Consider the following 20,328-nt stretch of genomic DNA (forward strand, 5'->3'; position numbering starts at 1 on the left):
CCCGCGCCGTACAACAAAACCCGCAGACGTCGTCCGACGCTGCGGGTTTGTTTTTTCGTGCCTTACTTCGCCATGATTCTCATGCTCGAAACCTTGCCATCCAGCGTGTTGCTCGGACCGCCTCGAATGACGCGGTAGGCACCCGCGTCATAACTCCTCTCGAAGCTGCCAATGATCACCGGCGTAGTAATGTCGCTTATAAAATCCACCCGTGCGTAGCCCTGGTTTTCATTCACGTTCTTATTTCCATAGACCATGAAACTGGAGCCGCCCTTGGCTTTCACAACCTTCGCGGACCGCGCTTCATCGTTATCACAGTCACCGCTGAAGTTGAATGTCCGGGTGGTCGCGAGGTTCACCGTACAAACAACATTTTCAGTGGCGGAATTGCCCTCGTAGAACACCACACTTGCGTCACGAAAGTCGCCTGGCGCCGGTGATTTTCCTATCGAAATACGCGAGATCTTTCCATCCAGACCGTTATTACGAACATGGGTTACTTTGATATCGGCGCTTTCAAAGTTGGCCTCGAAACTGCCAAGTTTTACTGATTCATTGATCCCGATATCACGTTTAACATCAACAAAGGTGTAATCGTCACTGGTATTGCCACCGGACGAGTCATAAACACTCAGACGTGTACCTTTGGCGATACCACGCAACTCAAGCGAGCGCGCTTCATCATTCTCACAACCCCGTGCAGGCAAACTGAAATCGAGATCCTGCCCCGCCGGAACAACACAGACACTGTCACCGGTCTTGTCCACATTGTTTTTCGAGTAGAAGTAGAAACCACCCTGAGTCAATGCGGCTGCGTAGGGGAAGGCATCCCCCGTCTGATTGAAATCAATCGTCAGGAAGCTGGGGGCGGTGCGCTTGCCCAGTGCGCTTGCACAATGGTTATCAACACGGCGCTCAAGCCAGGTCAGGTTGTTATCGGTACTGCCCGCATGCAGTGATGTCGCGCCCCAGCCGTGGAACTGGTTCATCACGAACAGCCTTGGCCATTGAGTGAATCCAGTGACTGACACGGTCGGATGGTAATTCGTCCAGCGCGAAGGGCAACTCCATTCATGCTTGAGCGAAGTAATGCCCAGATCCCAGTAGTTCTGGCTTTCCCATTGACTGTCCTGCAGGACATTGATGGTCTTGCCATTGACGTTGTACTCCCCGGCATTTCGGTCGGTGAGAATAACCAGTCGCTTGCCGCTGCCGATCATCTGCTCAAGCGTCGGCCATGTACGGGTGTTCGGATAGGCCTTGGGATCGAATACCCAATCAGCCAGACCTGGCACCCGATTCATCGCATTGTTGAATTCGGCCCTTCCCACAAGGTTTTCCAGCAACAGCGTCACGACAGCGTTGGGATTACTGCGCAGATAAGGCAGAAATACATTGTTCAATGCATCGGCAAATTTCATGTCCGTACGTATGTCGCAAGTACCTTTTTCTCCGGTGTGACACAGATAGGCATCGGCCCCACCCGTCAGGTTTCCGGGGTGCAAGTCCAGCATGAAACCACGAACGCCCCGGTTGAGCTGAGTGCGCATGTCATCCAGATAACCATTGTGAGCAGTGACCCACGAATATTCGTTGAACGGCTTCTTGAAGTCAGTGATACCCGGCGCTGTTTCAGCGGCGGACACTAACGACAAAGAACCAAGCTGGGCACACAAGAGCCCCAGCGAAAGTGCTGTTTTCTTGATAGTAAACATTGTTCAATCTTCCATGATAAAAGTTCCGACAATCAAATGACTGCCGGCAACTTATTTACCGAAAAATCAAACAAGTCGCATATCGAATATATAGTTCCGAATGTTTTTATAAGTTTGAAAAACAAAAATGCGCCCAACCGGGCGCACTTGAGTTAAATACACTAGATTGATCGCCAGCGAACTTCCCCATTCTCGGCGATAAATTCTTCAACGATATTTTCGCCATCCAGCCGAACTTTCGCATATCCGTTCAACACCCGCAGCGGGTAGTCCGGATCGTTCGCATCCTTCGTCTCCGAAAACAGCACCCGCGAATGTCCGTTCAGCTCGCTGGTGGTGCCGTAAGGAATCGCGCCGTGCCCGGCACAGCGCGCATGCAGCCCACCTTGTGGTGCGTAGACGATGCCGTTGTGCAGATGCCCCCAGTACCAGTAATCCGGCTCGCGCCCCAATGCATCGCACACCGGCTGATACAGCGCGGTCTTGTTGTGCCCGGTGATGTCAAAGCCCTGATGGTGGCTGAGCACCATGAGTTTCTTGCGTTTCGGCAGGCCCTTCATCCACTCGATCTGCGGCTTGTTCAGAGTGCCGTCCATGTACAGGTTCATGACGTCCGAGGCATACGCCGTGTCCAGACCGACAATCAGCCAGTCGTCGTTGATCAGGGCAAAGTAGCTGGTGCCCTGCTGCCCCGGAAAACGCGCGGCCAGTTCCTTGAAATAGCCGTGGGCGCCGCTGTACATCTCGTGGTTCGAATTAAGGGTGAACGAGCCGCGGGTGCCCATCGGCCAGCCCGCCATGTCGGTGTCTTCCTGAGAATGGGTGCCGGCGTAATAAACGTCCCCCAGGTGAATGGTGAAATCGGCATTGGCCAGTTGCATCTGATTGGCCACCGACACCGCCGGCGCATGGCTGTTGAACGGACCGGTGCCCCAATCGCCGGCAATCGCCAGCGTTACCTGGCGATCCATTTTCACCAGTGCCGGATCGGTGCCGAAGGTCGCGTGATGGCGCAGGTTTTCAATCCACTTGAGCAGCGCCTCGCTCCACAGCAGATCCAGCAGTTCCCACTTGCGACAGCCCAGCAGCGTGCCGTCCTTGAGCACTTTGGTCTGCAGTTGATCGGGCGATTGCGGCAGCGGCGTCGCGTTGCCGATGCGCAGGATCGACAAGCCGTGGGACAGCTCCCACGGCACCGCCGGTTCGTCGTCCGGCAGCTCGCCGTGCTTGAGCACGTATTGCGCCTGATCGTGACCGCGCTGGAGCAATTTGATGATGGCTTGAAACTCCTGCGGCTCGAGTTCGCTGATGAGCTTCATCCAGGCCATTTCGATGCGCGTGAACAGGCCGTGCAGGCGCACCTTGACCTTGTCGTATTCGTGTTTCAGATGACCGACCGCTGACATGACGTAATCCTCTATCCGTAAGGGTTCACAGGGTTTTCATGAATTCGATCAGCGCACGCTTGTCGTCGTCCGACAGCGTCGTGCCGTACAGGTGACCGCTGTTGTGGTTGCCTTCCAGGCGCGTGTCGTAGGTGAAGTCCGCCGAGGCCTTGGCCTGGGCGCCGCTGGTCACGAAACCGACGTTGACGGGGTCGTAGACATCGGAGCCGGTGATGAACACCTGCGGACGTTTTTCCGGCGGTTGCAGCAAGTCCCACAGGGTCGGCACCGAACCGTTGTGCAGGTACGGCGCGCGCAGCCAGATGCCGTCGGTGGGCGTGTTGCTGTAGCTCTGGGTCTTGCGGTAGGCGCCGAAATCGAACGGCGGTTTCTTGAAGGTATGGAACGCCGCCACCAGCCCGGTGGTGAACGAGTTCAGCCGGTGCGGATCGGTGCCGAGCTGGTCGATGTTGGTGGTGACCTGCCCGGTGTCGACGCGACCGAAATCGTGACAACCCGCGCAATTGGCCTCCCACACCGGTTTGCCCTGAGCGACCCTGGCCTGATCCAGTGCCCACGGCCACGCCGGCGCCTTGTGTCCGAGCAGCCAGTTGGTCACCCGGTTGAAACTCGGCGGCAGCACCGATTCCGGCGTCGCGCCCACGGCCATCGCGGCGGCGTAGTTGCGCTCGTGGATCTTGTTGTTATTGCCGTCCCAGTGCAGGTACATCGATTCCCGGGGTTTCTGGTTCCACACTTGCGGCAGGTCGACGGTGCCGATGGTCGAGTCATCCGGGAAGCCGAACACCACCATTTTCGTCGGGTTGAAGGTGTCGGTGCGTCCCGGCCCCTGTTGCGGGCGCAGCTTCTGCCAGGCGTAGGCCTGCTTCTGTTTGAGCAGCGCGGTCTTGGCCATCGGGATGATCAGGTAACGGTTGTAGAGCTTCTCGAAAAAGCCCAGCTGGAACTTGCTGTTGATCGCCGCCATCACCGCGTCGGTGGTGAATTTCGGATCGCTGGCGCAATCGTAGGCGAACCACTGGAAGGCTTGCAGTTGCAGGGTATTGGCCGGCGCGCTCGGCACATTGACCGCGACGTCGCTGGCATTCGCCCGGTAGGAGCCGGTGTGGCACAACGCGCAGTTCGGCTCGACGGTCGGGTAGCCGATCTGCCGCTTGGCCATCCCGATCGGCAGGTCCTTGCCGTTCTCGAACAGGAAACCGAAGACTTCCCAGCCGCCGGGTTTCGGCAGTTTTTCCGGGCACATCTGCGGCAATACCGAGAACAGGTAATAGGGAATACGCGCTTCGATGCCCAAACCAATCGCGGCGTATTTGTAGTGATCCTCATCGGAGGCGTACTCCTGCTCCGGCACCACGCGCAGCATCTGATACCAGGTCTGGTAACCGATGAACGCCAGCAGCGCGACCACTACCAGCGTACCGACCTTGAACGCGTGGTTCTGCCAATGCCGCGCCCACGCCGCGCGCCATTCGCGCCAGCCGTCACAGAGCAGCGCCAGTGGCCGGTTTTCAGGCGTGGTGCCGAGGTACAGCAGAATGCCGAGGATCAGGAAAAAGCTCAGGTCGCCCATCAGCATCGGCACGAACACCGAACCCTGACTGCTGGTGTTGATCAGGTAGATCCAGAACGCCACGGCGATCAGCCGCGTCAGCACGCACAGCCAGGAATGCACCACGTAGCGCGGCGCGTTGAAGCCCGAGGGCATGTAGAACACGCTGATACCCACCAGCAGCATCCCGGCGTTTTCCAGCCACGGGTCGGAGAGTTGCGGCGGCAGGCCGACCACCGATGTCAGCAACCCCGGCGCAAACAGCGCCGGGATCGCGAACACCATGTTCATCGCAATGCCTAGCCAGATGAAGCGTTGAAACCAGCGGATGTAGCTGTCCATATCAGTTCCCCAGATCCTACCCACGTCGACGCGTCGAACCGTCCGCGTGGGAATGCATCTCGTGACGCTGCGCGTCACAAAAGCGGACGCAGAGCGTCCATGGCGGCTTTCCCACGCAGAGCGTGGGAACGATCGACGGCTATCCGAGGGCGGTTTTCTCCAGGTGTTCAAGGATGATCGGATACACATCGACCACCGCGTTCTTGCCGAACATGCAATCGATGTGGCCGTAACCCGGCACCACATGCCGGCTGTAGCGCTCCGGCCCGTGCTTCTCGCAAACCCGCTGATAGGTCTTGAGCGTACTTTCCGGCAGATAACACTGGTTGTCGGCGCCGCTGATGAAGCAGATCGGCATGGTCAGCCGATCAAAGTGCGGCATGTAAACATCGTGCCCTTTGAAATCCACCAGATGCCCTTTGCGCACGATCAGCGCCAGGTGTTCGAAGGTCTCGATATTGGACTCGCCGAACAGCTCGTGCAGGTTGTCGTGCAGTGTCTCGTTGAGGGTGTCGTGGCGATACAGCGAGGCGTACATGAAGGTGATGCGGTGGCACACCGGGTTGGTGCAATAGCCCTGGGCTTCAATCCGCGCGTAGCCGTTGAGCGCCTTGTCGTAGAGCCGGTTGAACCAGTTCTCCTTGCTGTCGGCGTAGGCGGTCATCGATTTGATACCGATCGCGTCGAGCATCCCCGGCAAGTGCAGACCGGCCTTGAGCCCCGTCGCCGTCGCGACCACCGTGTCGGCGGCGATCTGCGAGCAGACCACCGAACGCACGCCTTGCAAACCGGCGAGCAGCGACATGAAGAACGTGGTCGCGCCGTAGCAATGCACCACGCATTGCACGTCCTTCGCGCCGGTCTTTTGCTGGATCTGCGCAATGGCGGCCTTGAAGTCGTACTGGGCGATCTGGTCACCGTTCCATTCCTTCTTGCTCGCCGGCAGCAGGATGCTCACCCGGAAATCCAGCAGCCACACGTCGTAGTCGTGCTTGCAGAGAAACTCCAGCAGGTTGGTCTGGATGGTATCGGTGGAAAAGATATTCGAGCCCACGCCCAGACCATGCACCAGCATCACCGGGCCTTTGCTGCCAGCCTGATAGCGGGTCAGACGCAACTGCACGCCATCTTCGGTGGAGAAGAAATGCACGGCCGGCGTCGGCGCATCCAGCGGCCGTTTCAACCGTGGCGGCGCGTCGGGGTTGAAGTATTTGTCACCGGCGAACACCCCGCCGTAACTCTCCCAGAGAATCCCGGCAAAGAACTTGCCGAACCGCGCCAGCCCTTCGATGCGCTCGCGCTCGTTGCGCGCATTGAGGACCTTCATGGTGGTCATCTGTTTGGCGAAGTCGGTCGGCTTGATGTGCATCACGCCAGAGCCGATCACCTCGCCGGTCTTGTCCGGCCCGCGATACAGCGTGACGTAGAGGGTGCTGGTGTCGTGCCAGATATTCAGCACGCCGTTGTCTTCCGGCACGGTCTTGAAGGCGCTGAAGAAGTAGTCGTTGCCGTCCTCGGCGGTCAGTTTCATGTCGTACTTCATGTGGCGCGTGTCGACCTGCTGCTCGAACTGCTCGAACAGGTTGAACACGCCGTTGCTGGCGGTCAGCGGCTGCGGCGACAGCGCCGGGGCGATCACCGTGCCGACGATGGTCGCGGCGTGCTCCGGCTCCTTGATCATCCGGTTGAGGTCGTTGGCGGTGATGGTCAGGGTGAAGTCGATCGGCGAGTTGTCCGCCTCGCCGCGCTTGGCTGCCGCCTCATAAACCTTCAGGTCGGTGCTTTGTGCGGCGGTGAATGCGCGGGAGAAGTAGCCCTTCATGGTCTCGGTGAATTGCACGCCAAGGGTCGGTGGCACCGGTTGTTTGCGCGGTGCCGAGGGCAATGTGTAATCGATCTTCCAGCCCCGGTCGGCGGCCAGCAGGCCCATGTTGCGCTCGCTCACGGCGGAGATGGTCAGCAGCGGGTTGACCGCCAGTGACGTCGGGATCACCGCGCCGTCGGTCACGTACAGATTGGCGTAGACGTCGGTGCCGGTCGCACCACTGAACACCTGGCCCTTGTGGTTGACCACGCCTTGCGCGGCGTCATCGCCCATCACGCAACCGCCCAGCGGATGCACCGAGACGATGCTGTGCTTGAGCAGCTTGGTCCAGATCGGGTTCTCGACCCAGATCCCGCCCAGGGCCTTGGTGCTCTGGTACAGGCGTTCGTTGCCGATCTTGAAGTTTTCCTGCTCGCCGACGCCCGGCCAGTCGATGCGCAGTTGATCCTTGCTGTCGAGGACCATGCGTCCCTGACCGCTGTCGTGGCTCATGATCAGGTAGGTCTGCATGTTGTGCAGCGCGCCGTGATACGGGCCGCGCAGAAAGCTTTCCGCTTCGCGCTCCTTGTACTTCACTTTGCCGCTGAAGCTGTCGTCGGTGGGCTTGCCGATCATCTCGGCGAACCCGGCCATCGCCGGCACCATCGGCCGGCCGAGCGCTCCGGGGATCGAACCTTCCTCGATGACCATGCGACTGCTGCGGTCACCCTCGGTGCGCATGTCGATGATCGAGGTGATGCACGGGCCGACCGGTTGCAGTTCCTTGGCCGAATGCGCGCCGAAACCGATGCCGTTGATGGTCTGCTCGCAGTTGTGGCCGAAGCCGAGGATGTCGCCGTTGCCGCTCATGTTCTCGCCGAGCTGGCCGGACATCACCAGGCCCTTGTCCCGCGAGCGCAGCAGAATTTCGGTGGAGCCGAGGGTGCCGGCGGACACCACCACGATGTCGGCTTTCACGAACAGCGTCGGCGCGTCGAACTTCTCGCGGCCGCTGTCGAGGTATTGGAAGTGCACGATCCAGCCGTTGCCGTCGCGCTCCAGATGCCGCACCTGGGCCTGGCAGAAAATCTCCGCGCCGTGATTGGTGGCGTCCGGCAGGTAGTTCATCAACGTGGTGTTCTTGGCCTTGTTATTACAGCCCGAAACGCAGTCGCCGCAGTGGTTGCACGGCAGTTGCTCGACGCCGACGTGGTTGAGGTTGTTGGGCAGTTTGTCGAAGGTCACGTTGATTGGCGGCTTGTAGAAGTGCGCGCCTTGCTTGAGGAAGTCTGCGGATTTTTTGTTGGCGTCGAGTTTCGGCAGGTTTGGCGCGGTGCTCGGGTAGGGGTTGGGTTTGAGCATCTCCCGGGCCCTTTCGTAACCCGCCTTGAGCAGGCCGTCGTGGTCCTCGCGCACCGCCAACGGCCAGCGTGGATCCTTGAACACATCGGCTGTCGGTTCCAGCGAGACGTTGGCATTGATCAGCGACGTACCGCCGAGGCCGCAACCGACCACCACGTTCTGCTGCGCGTTGACGTGCAGATCGAACAACCCGGTGCGCGAGCCGATATGGCCGTCCGGGTCGTGCACCTGCAACTCCTCGGTCGCGGCGATCATGGTATTGGGATATTCGCCGGGCTGAATCTCCCGACCGCGTTCCAGCAGACAGACCCGTTTACCGGCCCGGGACAGGCGCGACGCGGCAATGCCGCCGCCATACCCGGAGCCGATGACGATCACGTCGTAATGTTCCTTGATTTCGCTGATGGGCGTTGCGATCCGTGTCATGAGGGGGTTCCTCTCTCAGGCAGATGGGGCAACTCTGCGGTTGCCTGCAATCAATGGGCGAACGGGCACCTGGCCTCCGGGAAATCCCGACGGCAGTACAGCGGTTTGGGCAGGAATCAGGCGCTACAGACGGGCGTGCTGATTGGCGGCACGACGCAACGTGCGCTTGCGCGGCGAAGGTGCCGGCAGCGCGCGGAGCGTGCAGGGACTGAGGGGTAAGCGGTGGGGCCGGGTATCCATCACGCGTTCTCCCTGAACCAGATGTGGATAAGTGACAGCTGTCCTTGTGCCATTGCAGTGAAGACAGGCACCGGATCGAAGTCAAGGCAGGACCTTAGAACTGTATGAAATGTGATCAATTGCCGTTTGGACTAAGCGCGCCGGGGGTTGCAGAGTTCGGCGAACAAGTTATCCACATAGCCACCCACAGCTAATGGGGACAACTGTGGATGACATGCAAAAATGATCGGGGTTTTGTGAAGAAAAACCGTGACTTATTCAGAAACAGGGTTTCCACTTGCGATTGATTGTTTTTTGATCAAATCTCTGCACATCCCGGATTACTTGGCTTTCAAGGGATGGCAAACACCTTATCCACAGAAGCGCCAACAGAGTTCGGGGGTAACTTGGCGTGCGCTGTGGAAAAACGCTGGAGGCGTTGATAAATCGGGGTTTGCGAGGGAATTGACGGGTTGAAAGGCTGAATTGAACGTTTTTTGATCAAGCCTCTGCAAGCCACGTTTTATATGGCCCCTGGCGGATAGCGAACATCTTATCCACAGAAGCGCCAACAGAGATTGGGGGCAAGTCTGTAAGTTGCCCAGGGGAAAAAGCTCGTAAAAACCGCGAGTCAGGCTGGTTGTTTTTTGATCTGCTGGCTGCAGCGCTTGATTGGCGTGGGGTGCAGGGAGGGGCGAACACGTTATCCACAGATCCGCCAACAGGGATTGTGGGTAAACCGCCCTCTCCCGCGGGAGAGGGTCAGCAACGTTTGTTTACCGGACCACACCTTCTTCGATCAGCAGCTTCAGAATGGCTTGCGCACCGGCCTGCGCGGTAACGCCTTTGAGCACCTGCCCACCACCACCGCTGGCCTTGGCCGTCGCTGCCTTCATCCGGTCCGCCCCGCTCTTGGCCTTGATCACCTTCAACCGTTTCGGCCGGGGCTTGGCCGGTTGCAGGGTCGCCACCGCAAGCAATTCGTCCTCCACCACTTCCACGTCTTGAGCCTGGAGAACACCGCGCCGCGCCGGGCCGTAAGCGCTCTGCCGAGGTTTGGGTGCGGCGTTATCCACAGTCGCCAGAAACGGCAGGCGCACCTTCAACCGGCGCCGCTGCCCACGGGGCAACGCTTGCAGCACCAGTGCCGAACCGTCGTTGATCGACTCGACCTGCGCCAACCCAACCACCAGCGGCCAGCCCAGTCCTTCGGCCAGCAGAAACGGCAGCATCCCCGAGCCTTCGCCGGTTTCCGCCTGGCTGCCAGTCAGTACAACCTGTGCACCGGCATCACGCAGATACTCGGTCAACGCCGGCAGCGCATCGGCGCCAGCCGGTTGTTCCAGCACGTGCAACTGTTCCAGTCCCATGCCCAGGTAGGCGCGCAGCGCCGGTTCCGCGATGTCGCCGGCGTGCAGCACTTGCAGATTGTCGCCCGCCAGTTGCAGGCCGAGCTCCACCGCGCGGGCATCCTGATCGGCGCGGCGCGGGCGGCCGGAGGTCGGGTGGGCACCGATTGAAACCAGACTGATGATCTTTGTGCTCATAACCGTTCCTTAAGCCGCATCGCGCTTGGCTTCGTTGCGGTAAGCCTCTACCGCCGCGATCAAGGCCTGAAGAATTTCCGCGCTTTCGCCGATCACCGACAGGTCGGCACGCTTGATCATGTCGCAACCCGGATCGAGGTTGATCGCCACCACCTTGTCGCAGGCACCGATGCCTTGCAGGTGCTGGATCGCCCCGGAAATCCCCACGGCCACGTAAACCCGCGCGGTGACCCAGGTGCCGGACGCGCCGACCTGACGGTCGCGGGCCATGAAGCCATCGTCCACCGCCACCCGCGAAGCGCCTTCGGTGGCACCGAGGGCGGCAGCGGTCTTGTGGAAAAGCTCCCAGTCCTTGACCCCGTTGCCGCCGGAGAAGATGAACTCGGCTTCGGCCATTGGAATCGCTGCCGGGTCCACCGCCACCGCGCCCAGATCCTCGATCCGCGACAGGCTGCGCGCCACGGGTGTGGATAACTCCACCGGCAGCGCTTCGTGACGGGTTTCGCTGACCGGTTCGGCGCACTCGGCGGACGCCAGAATCAGCCGCGCGACCGGGCGGGCCAGATCCTGCAACCCGGCACCGGCGCGGCCAATGCACTCCTGATCCTTGACCTGCCACACCCGCGTGGCCGGGCGCTCGCCCAGCGCCGCCGCGAAGCGCCGACCCAATTCGCCACCACCGCTGCGGCTGTCCGGCAGCAACCAGTGACGCGGGTTGAACTGGTTATCCACAGCCCGCAGACCCTGGATCCGTTGTTCCGGTGCATAACCGCTGAATTCTTCACCTTCCAGCACCAGCAAGCGGTCAACGCCTGCGGTGGCGAAAGCGTTTTCCTTGTGCTCGCCGAACACCACGGCCAGCACCGCACCATCGCTGCCGGCCAGTTGACGGGCCAGGCCGAGCAGATCGCGGTCGTGGCTGCTCAAACGGCCACCGACCATGTCCGGCACCACGCTGATATAGAACGCCGGAGCCGGCACCTGATGCAGCGGCAATTGCACTTCGACCGCTGCCGAGCGTTTGACCGCCCCGCCCTGCTGGGCGCCGCTGCGGTCGATGCGCTTGATGCCGTTCGGCCCGATAAAGCCGATGCCGTGCAGGTTCTTGCGGATGATCCCGTTGGGCCCCATCCAGCTGTGTTGCGCCGGTTGCATGGCCGCGTGCAGCGGGTGCAGGCGGTTGCGTGCGATCCACTCGGCGCGGGGGTCGCGGCGGATAATGTCGCTCATCAGTGGGCCTCCGCAGGTTCACGTTTGGCCGGGGTGGCAGGCTTGTTCGGCGCGGCGTCTTCGAGCAGCGCGTCGGCCACCAGTTCGGCGATGTCCTTGATCAGCGGACGCGGTTCGACCACGCCTTCGAGCATCGCCGTGCACTGTGGACAACCCACGGCCACCAGCTCGGCGCCGGTCTCGCGGATGTCTTCCATGCGCATGTCGGGGATCCGCTGCTTGCCCGGAATGTCGGTGATCGGCGCCCCGCCACCGCCGCCGCAGCAGCGCGAACGGAAGCCGGAACGTTGCATTTCCTTGATCTCGATGCCGAGGGCGCGCAGCACTTCGCGCGGCGCCTCGTACTCGCCGTTGTAACGGCCGAGGTAGCACGGGTCGTGATAGGTCACGCTGTTGCCTTTGTGCTGACCGAGGTTCAGCGCGCCGGCCTGGATGATTTCCGCCAGATAAGTGCTGTGATGCTGCACGAGATAATTGCCGTCGAACGCGCCGTACTCGTTTTTCAGCACATGGAAGCTGTGCGGATCGCAGGTGACGATGCGGTTGAAGCTGTATTTGGCCAGGGTCTGGATATTGCGTTTGGCGAGCAGCTGGAAGGTGGCTTCATCGCCAAGACGCCGGGCCACGTCGCCGCTGTCGCGCTCTTCGAGCCCCAGCACCGCGAAGTCGACCTTGGCCGCTTTCAGCACTTTGACGAAGGCGCGCAGGGTGCGCTGGTTGCGCATGTCGAAGGCACCGTCGCCCACCCAGAACAGCACGTCGGTGGACTTCTTCTCGCTGAGCAGGTTGAGGTTCAGGTCCGCCGCCCAGTTCATCCGCCCGCCCGGGGCGAAACCGCCAGGGTTGTCGGTGGCAATCAGGTTTTCCAGAACCTCGGCACCCTTGTTCGGGGTCGCGCCTTTTTCCAGGGTCAGGTGACGGCGCATGTCGACGATGGCATCGACGTGCTCGATCATCATCGGGCATTCCTCGACGCAGGCGCGGCAGGTAGTGCACGACCACAGGGTTTCGGCATCGACCAGACCGTTGACGATCGGTTGATGCGGATTGCCGCTGTGTTCGCCCACCGGTTTGCCCGGATACGGGCTGCCGGCGAACTGGGCATCGGTGCCGCCGGCGAGGCCGACGACCATGTCCTGAATCAGTTTTTTCGGGTTCAGCGGCTGGCCGGCGGCGAATGCCGGGCACGCGGCTTCGCACTTGCCGCACTGCACGCAGGCGTCGAAACCGAGCAGTTGGTTCCAGGTGAAATCCTTGGGCTTTTCCACACCCAGCGGCGCGGTCGGATCATTCAGATCCAGCGGTTTCAAACCGGTGGAACGGCCGCCGCCGAAGCGTTCGGCGCGGCGGTGCCAGGCCAGGTGCAAGGCACCGGCGAAGGCGTGTTTCATCGGGCCGCCCCAGGTCATGCCGAAGAACAGTTCCGACACGCCCCACAGCACACCGACCCCGAGAATCGCCGCCAGCACCCAGCCACCGAAGTTCTCCGGCAGGATCCCGGCCACCGGCAAGGTCACCAGGAAGAACGAGGCCGAGAACGCCAGCAGGCTTTTCGGCAGGCGCATCCACGGGCCTTTCGACAGCCGCGACGGCGGGTTGAGCCGACGCCGATAGACGAAGATCGCGCCGACGAACATCACCGCCGTCATCAGCAGCAACGCGTAGCCAAGAATGCGGTTATGCAGGCCGAAACCGTGCACCAGAATCGCCAGCACGATCGACGCCACCGCACCGCCCGCCGTGGCGACGTGGGTGTTGGCAATGTATTTGTCCCGCGCCACCACGTGGTGCAGATCGACCATGTAACGCTTGGGCATGGCGAACAGGCCGCCGATCAGATCGACCTTCGAGGCCCGGCCCCGGCGCCACATGGCCACCCGCCGCAACGCACCCAGCACCGCAAGGGCCAGGGCTGCGAACAACAGGATTGGAAGAAGGGTGTTCAACATAGTGAAGCTCCCACCAGTACAGCCTGGAGAAACACGTTCGGCGTGTTCCTGTGGGAGCGAGCTTGCTCGCGAAAGCGCCGGGTCAGTCGATGCAGCGGTGACTGACAGAATGCATTCGCGGGCAAGCCCGCTCCCACAGGGTCATGTGCAAGCTTTTAGAAATCCTTGCAGAGGCGCAGGGCGTCATAGATCGCAGCGTGGGTATTACGCTGCGCCACGCAGTCACCGATGCGGAACAGCAGGTAACCGTCGCCATTGCTGCTCAACGAAGGTTGCGGCTGGATCGCGAACAGCGCCTCGACATCGATCTGGCCCTTGTTGCGCGAGCCGTCCTTCAGCGCGTAGTAGATTTCTTCGTCCGGACGCACGCCGTTCTCGACGACCACCTGATCCACCACCCGCTCCTCTTTGGCGCCGGTGTATTCGTTCTCCAGCACCGCGACGAGTTTGTCGCCTTCGCGGTAGACCTTCTCCAGCATCATGTCGCCGGTCATGATCACTTCTTTCGGGTACATGCTGCGGTAGTAGGTCGGGAACGACGTACCGCCGATGGCCACGCCCGGCTTGATGTCGTCGGTGACAATCTCGACCTGGCTGCCCTTGTCCGCGAGGAAGTCGGCCACCGACATCCCGGTGAACTCGCAGATGGTGTCGTAGACCAGCACGTTCTTGCCCGGCGCAACCTTGCCGTCGAGCACGTCCCAGCTGCTGACCACCAGCCCTTCGGCAGCGCCCCAGTGTTCGTTCTGCTCCAGGTAAGGGTGACCGCCAACAGCCAGCACGACGATGTCCGGACGCAGGTCCATGATGGTGTCGGCATCGGCGGCAGTGCCCAGACGCAGGTCGACTTTCAGCCGCGCCAGCTCCAGCTGGAACCAGCGAGTGATACCGGCGATCTGGTCACGCTGCGGCGCTTTCGAAGCCGTGGTGATCTGCCCACCGATGAATTCCTTCTTCTCGAACAGGGTCACGTCGTGGCCACGTTCGGCCGCCACGCGGGCAGCTTCCATCCCCGCCGGGCCGGCACCGACGATCACCACCTTGCGTTTCGGTCCGGTGGATTTCTCGATGATGTGCGGCACGCCCATGTATTCACGGGAGGTCGCGGCGTTCTGGATGCACAGCACGTCCAGGCCCTGGTACTGACGGTCGATGCAATAGTTGGCGCCGACGCACTGCTTGATCTGGTCGACCTGGCCCATCTTTATCTTGGCGATCAGGTGCGGGTCGGCGATGTGGGCGCGGGTCATGCCGACCATGTCGACGTAACCGCCCTCCAGAATGCGCGTGGCCTGGTTCGGGTCCTTGATGTTCTGCGCGTGCAGCACCGGAACCTTGACCACTTCCTTGATCCCGGCCGCCAGGTGCAGGAACGGCTCCGGCGGGTAACTCATGTTCGGAATCACGTTGGCCAGGGTGTTGTGGGTGTCGCAACCCGAGCCGACGACACCGATGAAATCGAGCATGCCGGTGTCGTCGTAATACTTGGCGATCTGTTTCATGTCTTCGTGGGACAGACCGTCCGGGTGGAACTCGTCGCCGCAGATACGCATGCCGACGCAGAAGTCGTCACCGACCTCGGCACGCACGGCCTTCAGAACCTCCAGACCGAACTTCATCCGGCCTTCAAAGGTGCCGCCCCATTCGTCGGTCCGCTTGTTGACGCGCGGGCTCCAGAACTGGTCGATCATGTGCTGGTGCACGGCCGACAGTTCGACGCCGTCCAGGCCGCCGGCCTTGGCGCGACGCGCGGCTTGCGCGTAGTTGCCGATCACCCGCCAGATTTCTTCCGGCTCGATGGTCTTGCAGGTGGCGCGGTGCACCGGTTCGCGGATGCCCGACGGCGACATCAGGGTCGGCCAGTGAAAACCGTCCCAACGCGAGCGACGGCCCATGTGGGTAATCTGGATCATGATCTTGGCGCCATGCTTGTGCATGGCGTCGGCGAGATTCTGGAAGTGCGGGATGATCCGGTCGGTGGACAGGTTCACCGAACTCCACCATTGCTGCGGGCTGTCGATCGCCACCACGGACGAACCGCCACAGATCGCCAGGCCGATGCCGCCCTTGGCTTTCTCTTCGTAATACTTGACGTACCGTTCGGTGGTCATGCCGCCGTCGGTCGCGTAGACCTCGGCGTGCGCGGTGCTGAGCACGCGGTTGCGGATGGTCAGTTTGCCAATTTGAATTGGCTGAAACATTGCTTCGAAAGCCATGGCGGGTTCCTCGACTTACAACGGCTTGACGGTGAACAGGCCGTCGTCGTGGCCTTCTTCGGAGCCACCGTAGACCTGCTCGGCCACGGTGCGGATCTTGCTGCCGCGAGCGGCGAGGATCTGATCCATCGCTCCGGCAAACCAGCCGGTGAACATGTAGTCGACCTTGCGCCCGACCTTGCCGTAGACGTAGACGAACGCCGAGTGTTCGAGCTTGACGCTGGCGGTGCCTTTGTCGAGGTCGATGTCCTGGATCTTGAACAGGCCCCAGCCGCGCTGCGACAGGCGCTTCATGTAGTGCTCGAACACCGCGACGCCTTCCAGACTGTGGCACTCGGCTTCTTTTTCACACCAGTGCCAGGCGGATTTGTAGCCGGCCTTGTAGAGGATTTCGGCATAGGCCTCGGCGCCCAGCACTTCCTCGATGCCCATGTGGTTGTTGACGAAGAAATGCCGTGGCACGTACAGCATCGGCAGGGCGTCGGAGGTCCAGACACCGGTCTCGCTGTCGACTTCGATTGGCAATTGCGGGGCGATCTTGGCCATGGAAACTTAACTCCAGAAAAATTTTGGTGTTGCCCCCGGCGCGGACGGCCGGGGGAAAGTATTCGGGAAGCGGCGGCTTATTCGCCCCAGACGTCTTTCAGGACGTTCACCCAGTTTTCACCCATGATCTTGCGTACCACGCGCTCGGAGTGGCCGCGCTTGAGCAGGGTTTCGGTCAGGTTCGGGAACTCGCCGACGGTGCGGATGCCCAGCGGGTTGATGATCTTGCCGAAGTTGGTCAGACGGCGGGCGTAGCCCTTGTCGTGGGTCAGATATTCGAAGAAGTCCTGACCGTGACCCTGGGTAAAGTCGGTGCCGATACCGATGGCGTCTTCGCCGACCAGGTTCATGGTGTATTCGATGGCTTCGGCGTAGTCGTCGATGGTCGAATCGATGCCCTTGGCCAGGAACGGCGCGAACATGGTCACGCCGACGAAACCGCCGTGGTCGGCGATGAATTTCAGCTCTTCATCGGATTTGTTGCGCGGGTGCTCTTTCAGCCCCGACGGCAGGCAGTGGGAATAGCAAACCGGTTTTTTCGATTCGAGGATGACTTCCTCGGAGGTCTTGGAGCCGACGTGGGACAGGTCGCACATGACGCCGACACGGTTCATTTCGGCGACGATTTCGCGACCGAAGCCCGACAGGCCGCCGTCACGTTCGTAGCAACCGGTACCCACCAGGTTCTGGGTGTTGTAGCACATCTGCACGATGCCGACGCCGAGCTGCTTGAACACCTCGACATAGCCGATCTGGTCTTCGAACGCGTGGGCGTTCTGGAAGCCGAACAGGATGCCGGTCTTGCCCTGCTCCTTGGCCTTGCGGATATCGGCGGTGGTGCGGACGGGGATCACCAGGTCGCTGTTTTCACGAATCAGTTTCTGGCTGGCCGCGATGTTGTTGACCGTGGCCTGAAAACCCTCCCACACCGACACGGTGCAGTTGGCCGCCGTCAGACCGCCCTTGCGCATGTCTTCGAACAGCTCGCGGTTCCATTTGGCAATGATCAGACCGTCGATAACGATGCTGTCGGCGTGTAATTCGGCTGGGCTCATCAGGCGTCCCCTTATTGGCGATTCATGCGCCGAATCGTCTGCCGGCGCTTTGGGGCCAGCATATGCCTCGGTGCGCGACCAGCCGGGTGCAAAAACGACAGGGGAATTGCCGAAAGCGTCAATCCGCGACAAAGGGTCGCCAACCGGTCCGACCGGCCACCTGTTCAAGCCCGCGAGCTTGAGCCAGAATCTGCCGCATCCCGGAAACACCACTGGATTAGAGCGGCGACATCAATGAAATCGATCTTCCTGGCTTTGGCCCTGATTGCGACCGGCGTACACGCCGCCGAAGAGTCCGACAACAACCCGTGCGATGCGGTGGAAAACGACGTTCAGACCCTGGAATGCTCGACCTACAGCCGCACCACCGCCGAAGACCTGCTCAAGGACAACTACGCCAGCCTGAACGAGCGTATGCAGGCCACCTACGGCAAGAACCCGGCGCAACTGGCCGACATCACCGCCAAACTCAAGGCCGCCCAGCAACAATGGCTGAAAACCCGCGACGCCGACTGCGCCGTCGAAGCCTTCCCGGCGACGGACGGCAGCAAGGCGTTCAAGATTGCGCAGAATGACTGCGTGGCGCGGATGAGTGACGAGCGGTCGGAGTTTTTGGAGTCGATTGGGCAGGAGTAATCGCTTATTCACCGGAGAAAGCTGGAAGTATTTTCAGCTTTCTGATGCAAAAGAATCTTTTCCCACAAAGCGTTCAGATCTGCCCCACAGATTCTGTCTGAAGCCTCTGTTCTCGGGGCTTTCCATGAAACATAGCGTCAAGTTTTGTTTATTGGCCACCTGAAAAATATAAGCAAAGATTCGCAAATCTTATAAAAGACTTATATTCTGCCATGAACAGCATCCACTGGAACCGAAAGGCCGTTAAGCAACTCCTGAAATTGCACTCCGCTCATCAGTGTCAGGTCAGAGATGCCATCACGGTGCTTGCTGACATGCCTGATGTGGGTAATGTGAAAGCACTGGTTGGTCATGACTACGCCTATCGGCTGCGCGTCGGTAATTACCGAGTCATGTTCGACTGGGATGGCGCGATCAAAGTGGTCAGTATTCAAGAGGTAAAAAAACGCGATGAACGCACTTACTGACATCCAAATCATCAATGATTCCGAGGGCAAACCCGCTTTCGTAGTCATTCCTTACGCGCAATATGTGGCGCAGAAAATGGAGCCTGACCTGATTCCCCATGAGGTGGTCAGTCGTATTGTCGACGGGGCAACTCCGATCAGGGCCTGGCGCGAACATCTCAACCTGACCCAGGAAGAAGTAGCTCGGCGCATGGGCATTTCACAGCCTGCCTTTGCCCAGCAGGAAAGCGTTGCAAAGCCGCGCAAGGTCACTCGCGAAAAGATTGCAGCGGCGTTTGGTATCACCGCCAACCAGCTTGAGCTGTAAGCTGCACCTCTTCCGCCAATCAAGGGATTCACATGAACATCTGCGGTATCGAAATCAAAGGCAGTGAAGCGATCATCGCCGTGGCGTCCCTCGACGGTTCGGTGTTGAGCCATGTCGCTTTGAACACCAAGAAAATCGCTCTGGACGATGACGACGAGGCGGCCAACGTCAAACTGTTCGCCGCGCAGGTCGCATCGTTTGTGCGCGAGAACTCCATCGATCGCATCGCGATCAAGAAGCGCAGCAAAAAAGGCGAGTTTGCCGGTGGGCCGACCACGTTCAAGATCGAGGGTGTGTTTCAGTTGCTGGACGGTTGCGAGGTGACGCTGCTTTCGCCGCAGACGATCAATGCCCAGGCCAAGAAGCACAACTTTGAGCTGCCGGGCACGCTGAACAAGTATCAGCATGAAGCCTACAAAGCAGCGTGTTCGGCGCTATTGAAGAAGTAGGAATTTATCCAGCCAACACAAACCACTGTGGGAGCGAGCTTGCTCGCGAAGAGGGAGTATCAGTCGACATATTTGTTGTATGACCCGCCGCATTCGCGAGCAAGCTCGCTCCCACAGGTTCTTTTTCTGGCCTCAAAATCAAGCCTGAGCGGTACGCCGATCCTCTCTCGGACACCGGGCAAACTTCGCCCGGTAGCTGCGGGTGAAGTACGACGGTGATTCAAACCCGCAGGCGATGCTGACTTCCAGCACGCTCATGTCGGTCTGGCGCAACAGCTGCCGGGCCTTTTCCAGCCGCAAGCGCAGATAGAAATTGCTCGGTGTGTCGTTCAGGTGCAGGCGGAACAACCGCTCCAGTTGCCGCCGCGTCACCTTGATCGATTCCGCCAGCTCGAGGGTGGTCAGCGGCGGTTCGCTGTGCTGCTCCATCTCGCCAATCACATGCACCAGCTTCTTGTTGCTGATGCCGTAGCGCGTGGCGACTTCCATGCGCTGGTGGTCCTTGCGCGGACGAATCCTTCCCAATACAAACTGCTCGCTGACCTGGATCGCCAGTTGCGGGCCGTGGGCCTGGGCGATCAGGTCGAGCATCAGGTCGATGGACGCGGTGCCGCCGGCAGACGTGATGCGCCGACGGTCGATCTCGAACAGCTCCTGGGTGACGCTGAGCTGTGGATAAGATTCCTTGAAGGCGTCGATGGCTTCCCAGTGCAGGGTCAGGCGATGACCATCGAGCAGGCCTGCTTCGGCGAGGACGAAGCTGCCGGTGTCGATCGCGCCGAGGGTTACGCCTTCGTTGTCCAGCCGTCGCAGCCAGTGTTCCAGCGCCGGAGTGGCAAATTTCAACGGCTCGAACCCGGCGACCACCAGCAGCGTCGCCCCTTTCTTCAGGGGCTCCAGCGCCGCATCGGCGTTGACCGACATCCCGTTGCTCGCCAGCACCGCTCCGCCATCGGCGCTCAAGACGTGCCAGCGGTACAGCTCACCGCGAAAGCGGTTGGCCACCCGAAGCGGTTCGATCGCAGAGATGAAACCGATGGCCGAAAAACCCGGCATCAACAAAAAGTAGAAATCCTGGGACATGGTGCGCACTCGGTCAG

Annotated in this window: 15 protein-coding genes; 4 read left to right on the forward strand and 11 right to left on the reverse strand. The window is 60.5% G+C overall.

The genetic code is table 11. The features are described 5' to 3' along the window. Window positions 1-62: 62 nt before the first annotated feature. From I5961_RS26070 to I5961_RS26115, 10 genes are all read right to left on the reverse strand, one after another. Window positions 63-1,715 carry a hypothetical protein gene (locus I5961_RS26070; protein ID WP_085697772.1) on the reverse strand — a complete coding sequence of 551 codons (1,653 nt, stop codon included), beginning with the start codon at window positions 1,713-1,715 and terminating at the stop codon, window positions 63-65. A 161-nt stretch (window positions 1,716-1,876) separates the two neighbouring features. Further along, window positions 1,877-3,121 carry a metallophosphoesterase family protein gene (locus I5961_RS26075; protein ID WP_085697773.1) on the reverse strand — a complete coding sequence of 415 codons (1,245 nt, stop codon included), beginning with the start codon at window positions 3,119-3,121 and terminating at the stop codon, window positions 1,877-1,879. A gap of 25 nt (window positions 3,122-3,146) precedes the next feature. Next, complete coding sequence (locus I5961_RS26080; protein ID WP_085697774.1) at window positions 3,147-5,015, reverse strand: hypothetical protein; 1,869 nt, start codon at window positions 5,013-5,015, stop codon at window positions 3,147-3,149. A gap of 139 nt (window positions 5,016-5,154) precedes the next feature. Further along, entirely contained in the window at window positions 5,155-8,607 is a 3,453-nt protein-coding gene (locus I5961_RS26085; protein WP_227233730.1) for an alpha/beta fold hydrolase, read from the reverse strand. A gap of 995 nt (window positions 8,608-9,602) precedes the next feature. Next, the gene (locus I5961_RS26090; RefSeq protein WP_085697776.1) at window positions 9,603-10,373 is read right to left on the reverse strand and encodes an electron transfer flavoprotein subunit beta; all 771 of its coding nucleotides are present in this window, start codon (window positions 10,371-10,373) and stop codon (window positions 9,603-9,605) included. Window positions 10,374-10,382: 9 nt separating this feature from the next. Further along, window positions 10,383-11,603, reverse strand: coding sequence for an electron transfer flavoprotein subunit alpha/FixB family protein (locus I5961_RS26095; protein WP_227233731.1), 1,221 nt, complete (start codon window positions 11,601-11,603; stop codon window positions 10,383-10,385). Next, window positions 11,603-13,552, reverse strand: coding sequence for a dimethylglycine demethylation protein DgcB (gene dgcB, locus I5961_RS26100; protein ID WP_085697778.1), 1,950 nt, complete (start codon window positions 13,550-13,552; stop codon window positions 11,603-11,605). The genes I5961_RS26095 and dgcB overlap by 1 nt, the downstream gene beginning before the upstream one ends. 155 nt (window positions 13,553-13,707) lie before the next feature. Further along, entirely contained in the window at window positions 13,708-15,768 is a 2,061-nt protein-coding gene (gene dgcA / locus I5961_RS26105; RefSeq protein WP_085688582.1) for a dimethylglycine demethylation protein DgcA, read from the reverse strand. Between the two features lie 15 nt (window positions 15,769-15,783). Then, window positions 15,784-16,314: a DUF5943 domain-containing protein gene (locus I5961_RS26110; RefSeq protein ID WP_227233733.1), complete on the reverse strand. Its 531-nt coding sequence runs from the start codon at window positions 16,312-16,314 to the stop codon at window positions 15,784-15,786. Window positions 16,315-16,391: 77 nt separating this feature from the next. Continuing rightward, window positions 16,392-17,369 (reverse strand): dipeptidase, encoded by a 978-nt coding sequence (locus tag I5961_RS26115; protein WP_039768004.1) that lies wholly within the window; start codon window positions 17,367-17,369, stop codon window positions 16,392-16,394. 234 nt (window positions 17,370-17,603) lie between these two features. Here I5961_RS26115 and I5961_RS26120 point away from each other — a divergent pair, with 234 nt between their 5' ends. The 4 genes from I5961_RS26120 (at window position 17,604) to I5961_RS26135 (ending at window position 19,228) form a co-directional block, all read left to right on the forward strand. Then, a complete protein-coding gene (locus I5961_RS26120) occupies window positions 17,604-18,005 on the forward strand; it encodes a lysozyme inhibitor LprI family protein (RefSeq protein ID WP_085697909.1) in 402 nt (133 codons plus the stop codon). A gap of 212 nt (window positions 18,006-18,217) precedes the next feature. Beyond that, the gene (locus I5961_RS26125) at window positions 18,218-18,472 is read left to right on the forward strand and encodes a type II toxin-antitoxin system RelE family toxin (RefSeq protein WP_085697779.1); all 255 of its coding nucleotides are present in this window, start codon (window positions 18,218-18,220) and stop codon (window positions 18,470-18,472) included. Further along, entirely contained in the window at window positions 18,456-18,779 is a 324-nt protein-coding gene (locus tag I5961_RS26130) for a helix-turn-helix domain-containing protein (RefSeq protein WP_227233734.1), read from the forward strand. Before I5961_RS26125 ends, I5961_RS26130 begins: the two co-directional genes overlap by 17 nt. A gap of 32 nt (window positions 18,780-18,811) precedes the next feature. Beyond that, on the forward strand, window positions 18,812-19,228 hold the full coding sequence (locus I5961_RS26135) for a DUF3010 family protein (protein WP_227233736.1): 417 nt from the start codon (window positions 18,812-18,814) through the stop codon (window positions 19,226-19,228). A 138-nt stretch (window positions 19,229-19,366) separates the two neighbouring features. Here I5961_RS26135 and I5961_RS26145 read toward each other — a convergent pair whose 3' ends face one another. Beyond that, window positions 19,367-20,311: a GlxA family transcriptional regulator gene (locus I5961_RS26145; protein WP_085688589.1), complete on the reverse strand. Its 945-nt coding sequence runs from the start codon at window positions 20,309-20,311 to the stop codon at window positions 19,367-19,369. Window positions 20,312-20,328 lie beyond the last annotated feature (17 nt).

This window comes from Pseudomonas sp. IAC-BECa141, assembly GCF_020544405.1.
Classification (GTDB): Bacteria; Pseudomonadota; Gammaproteobacteria; order Pseudomonadales; family Pseudomonadaceae; genus Aquipseudomonas.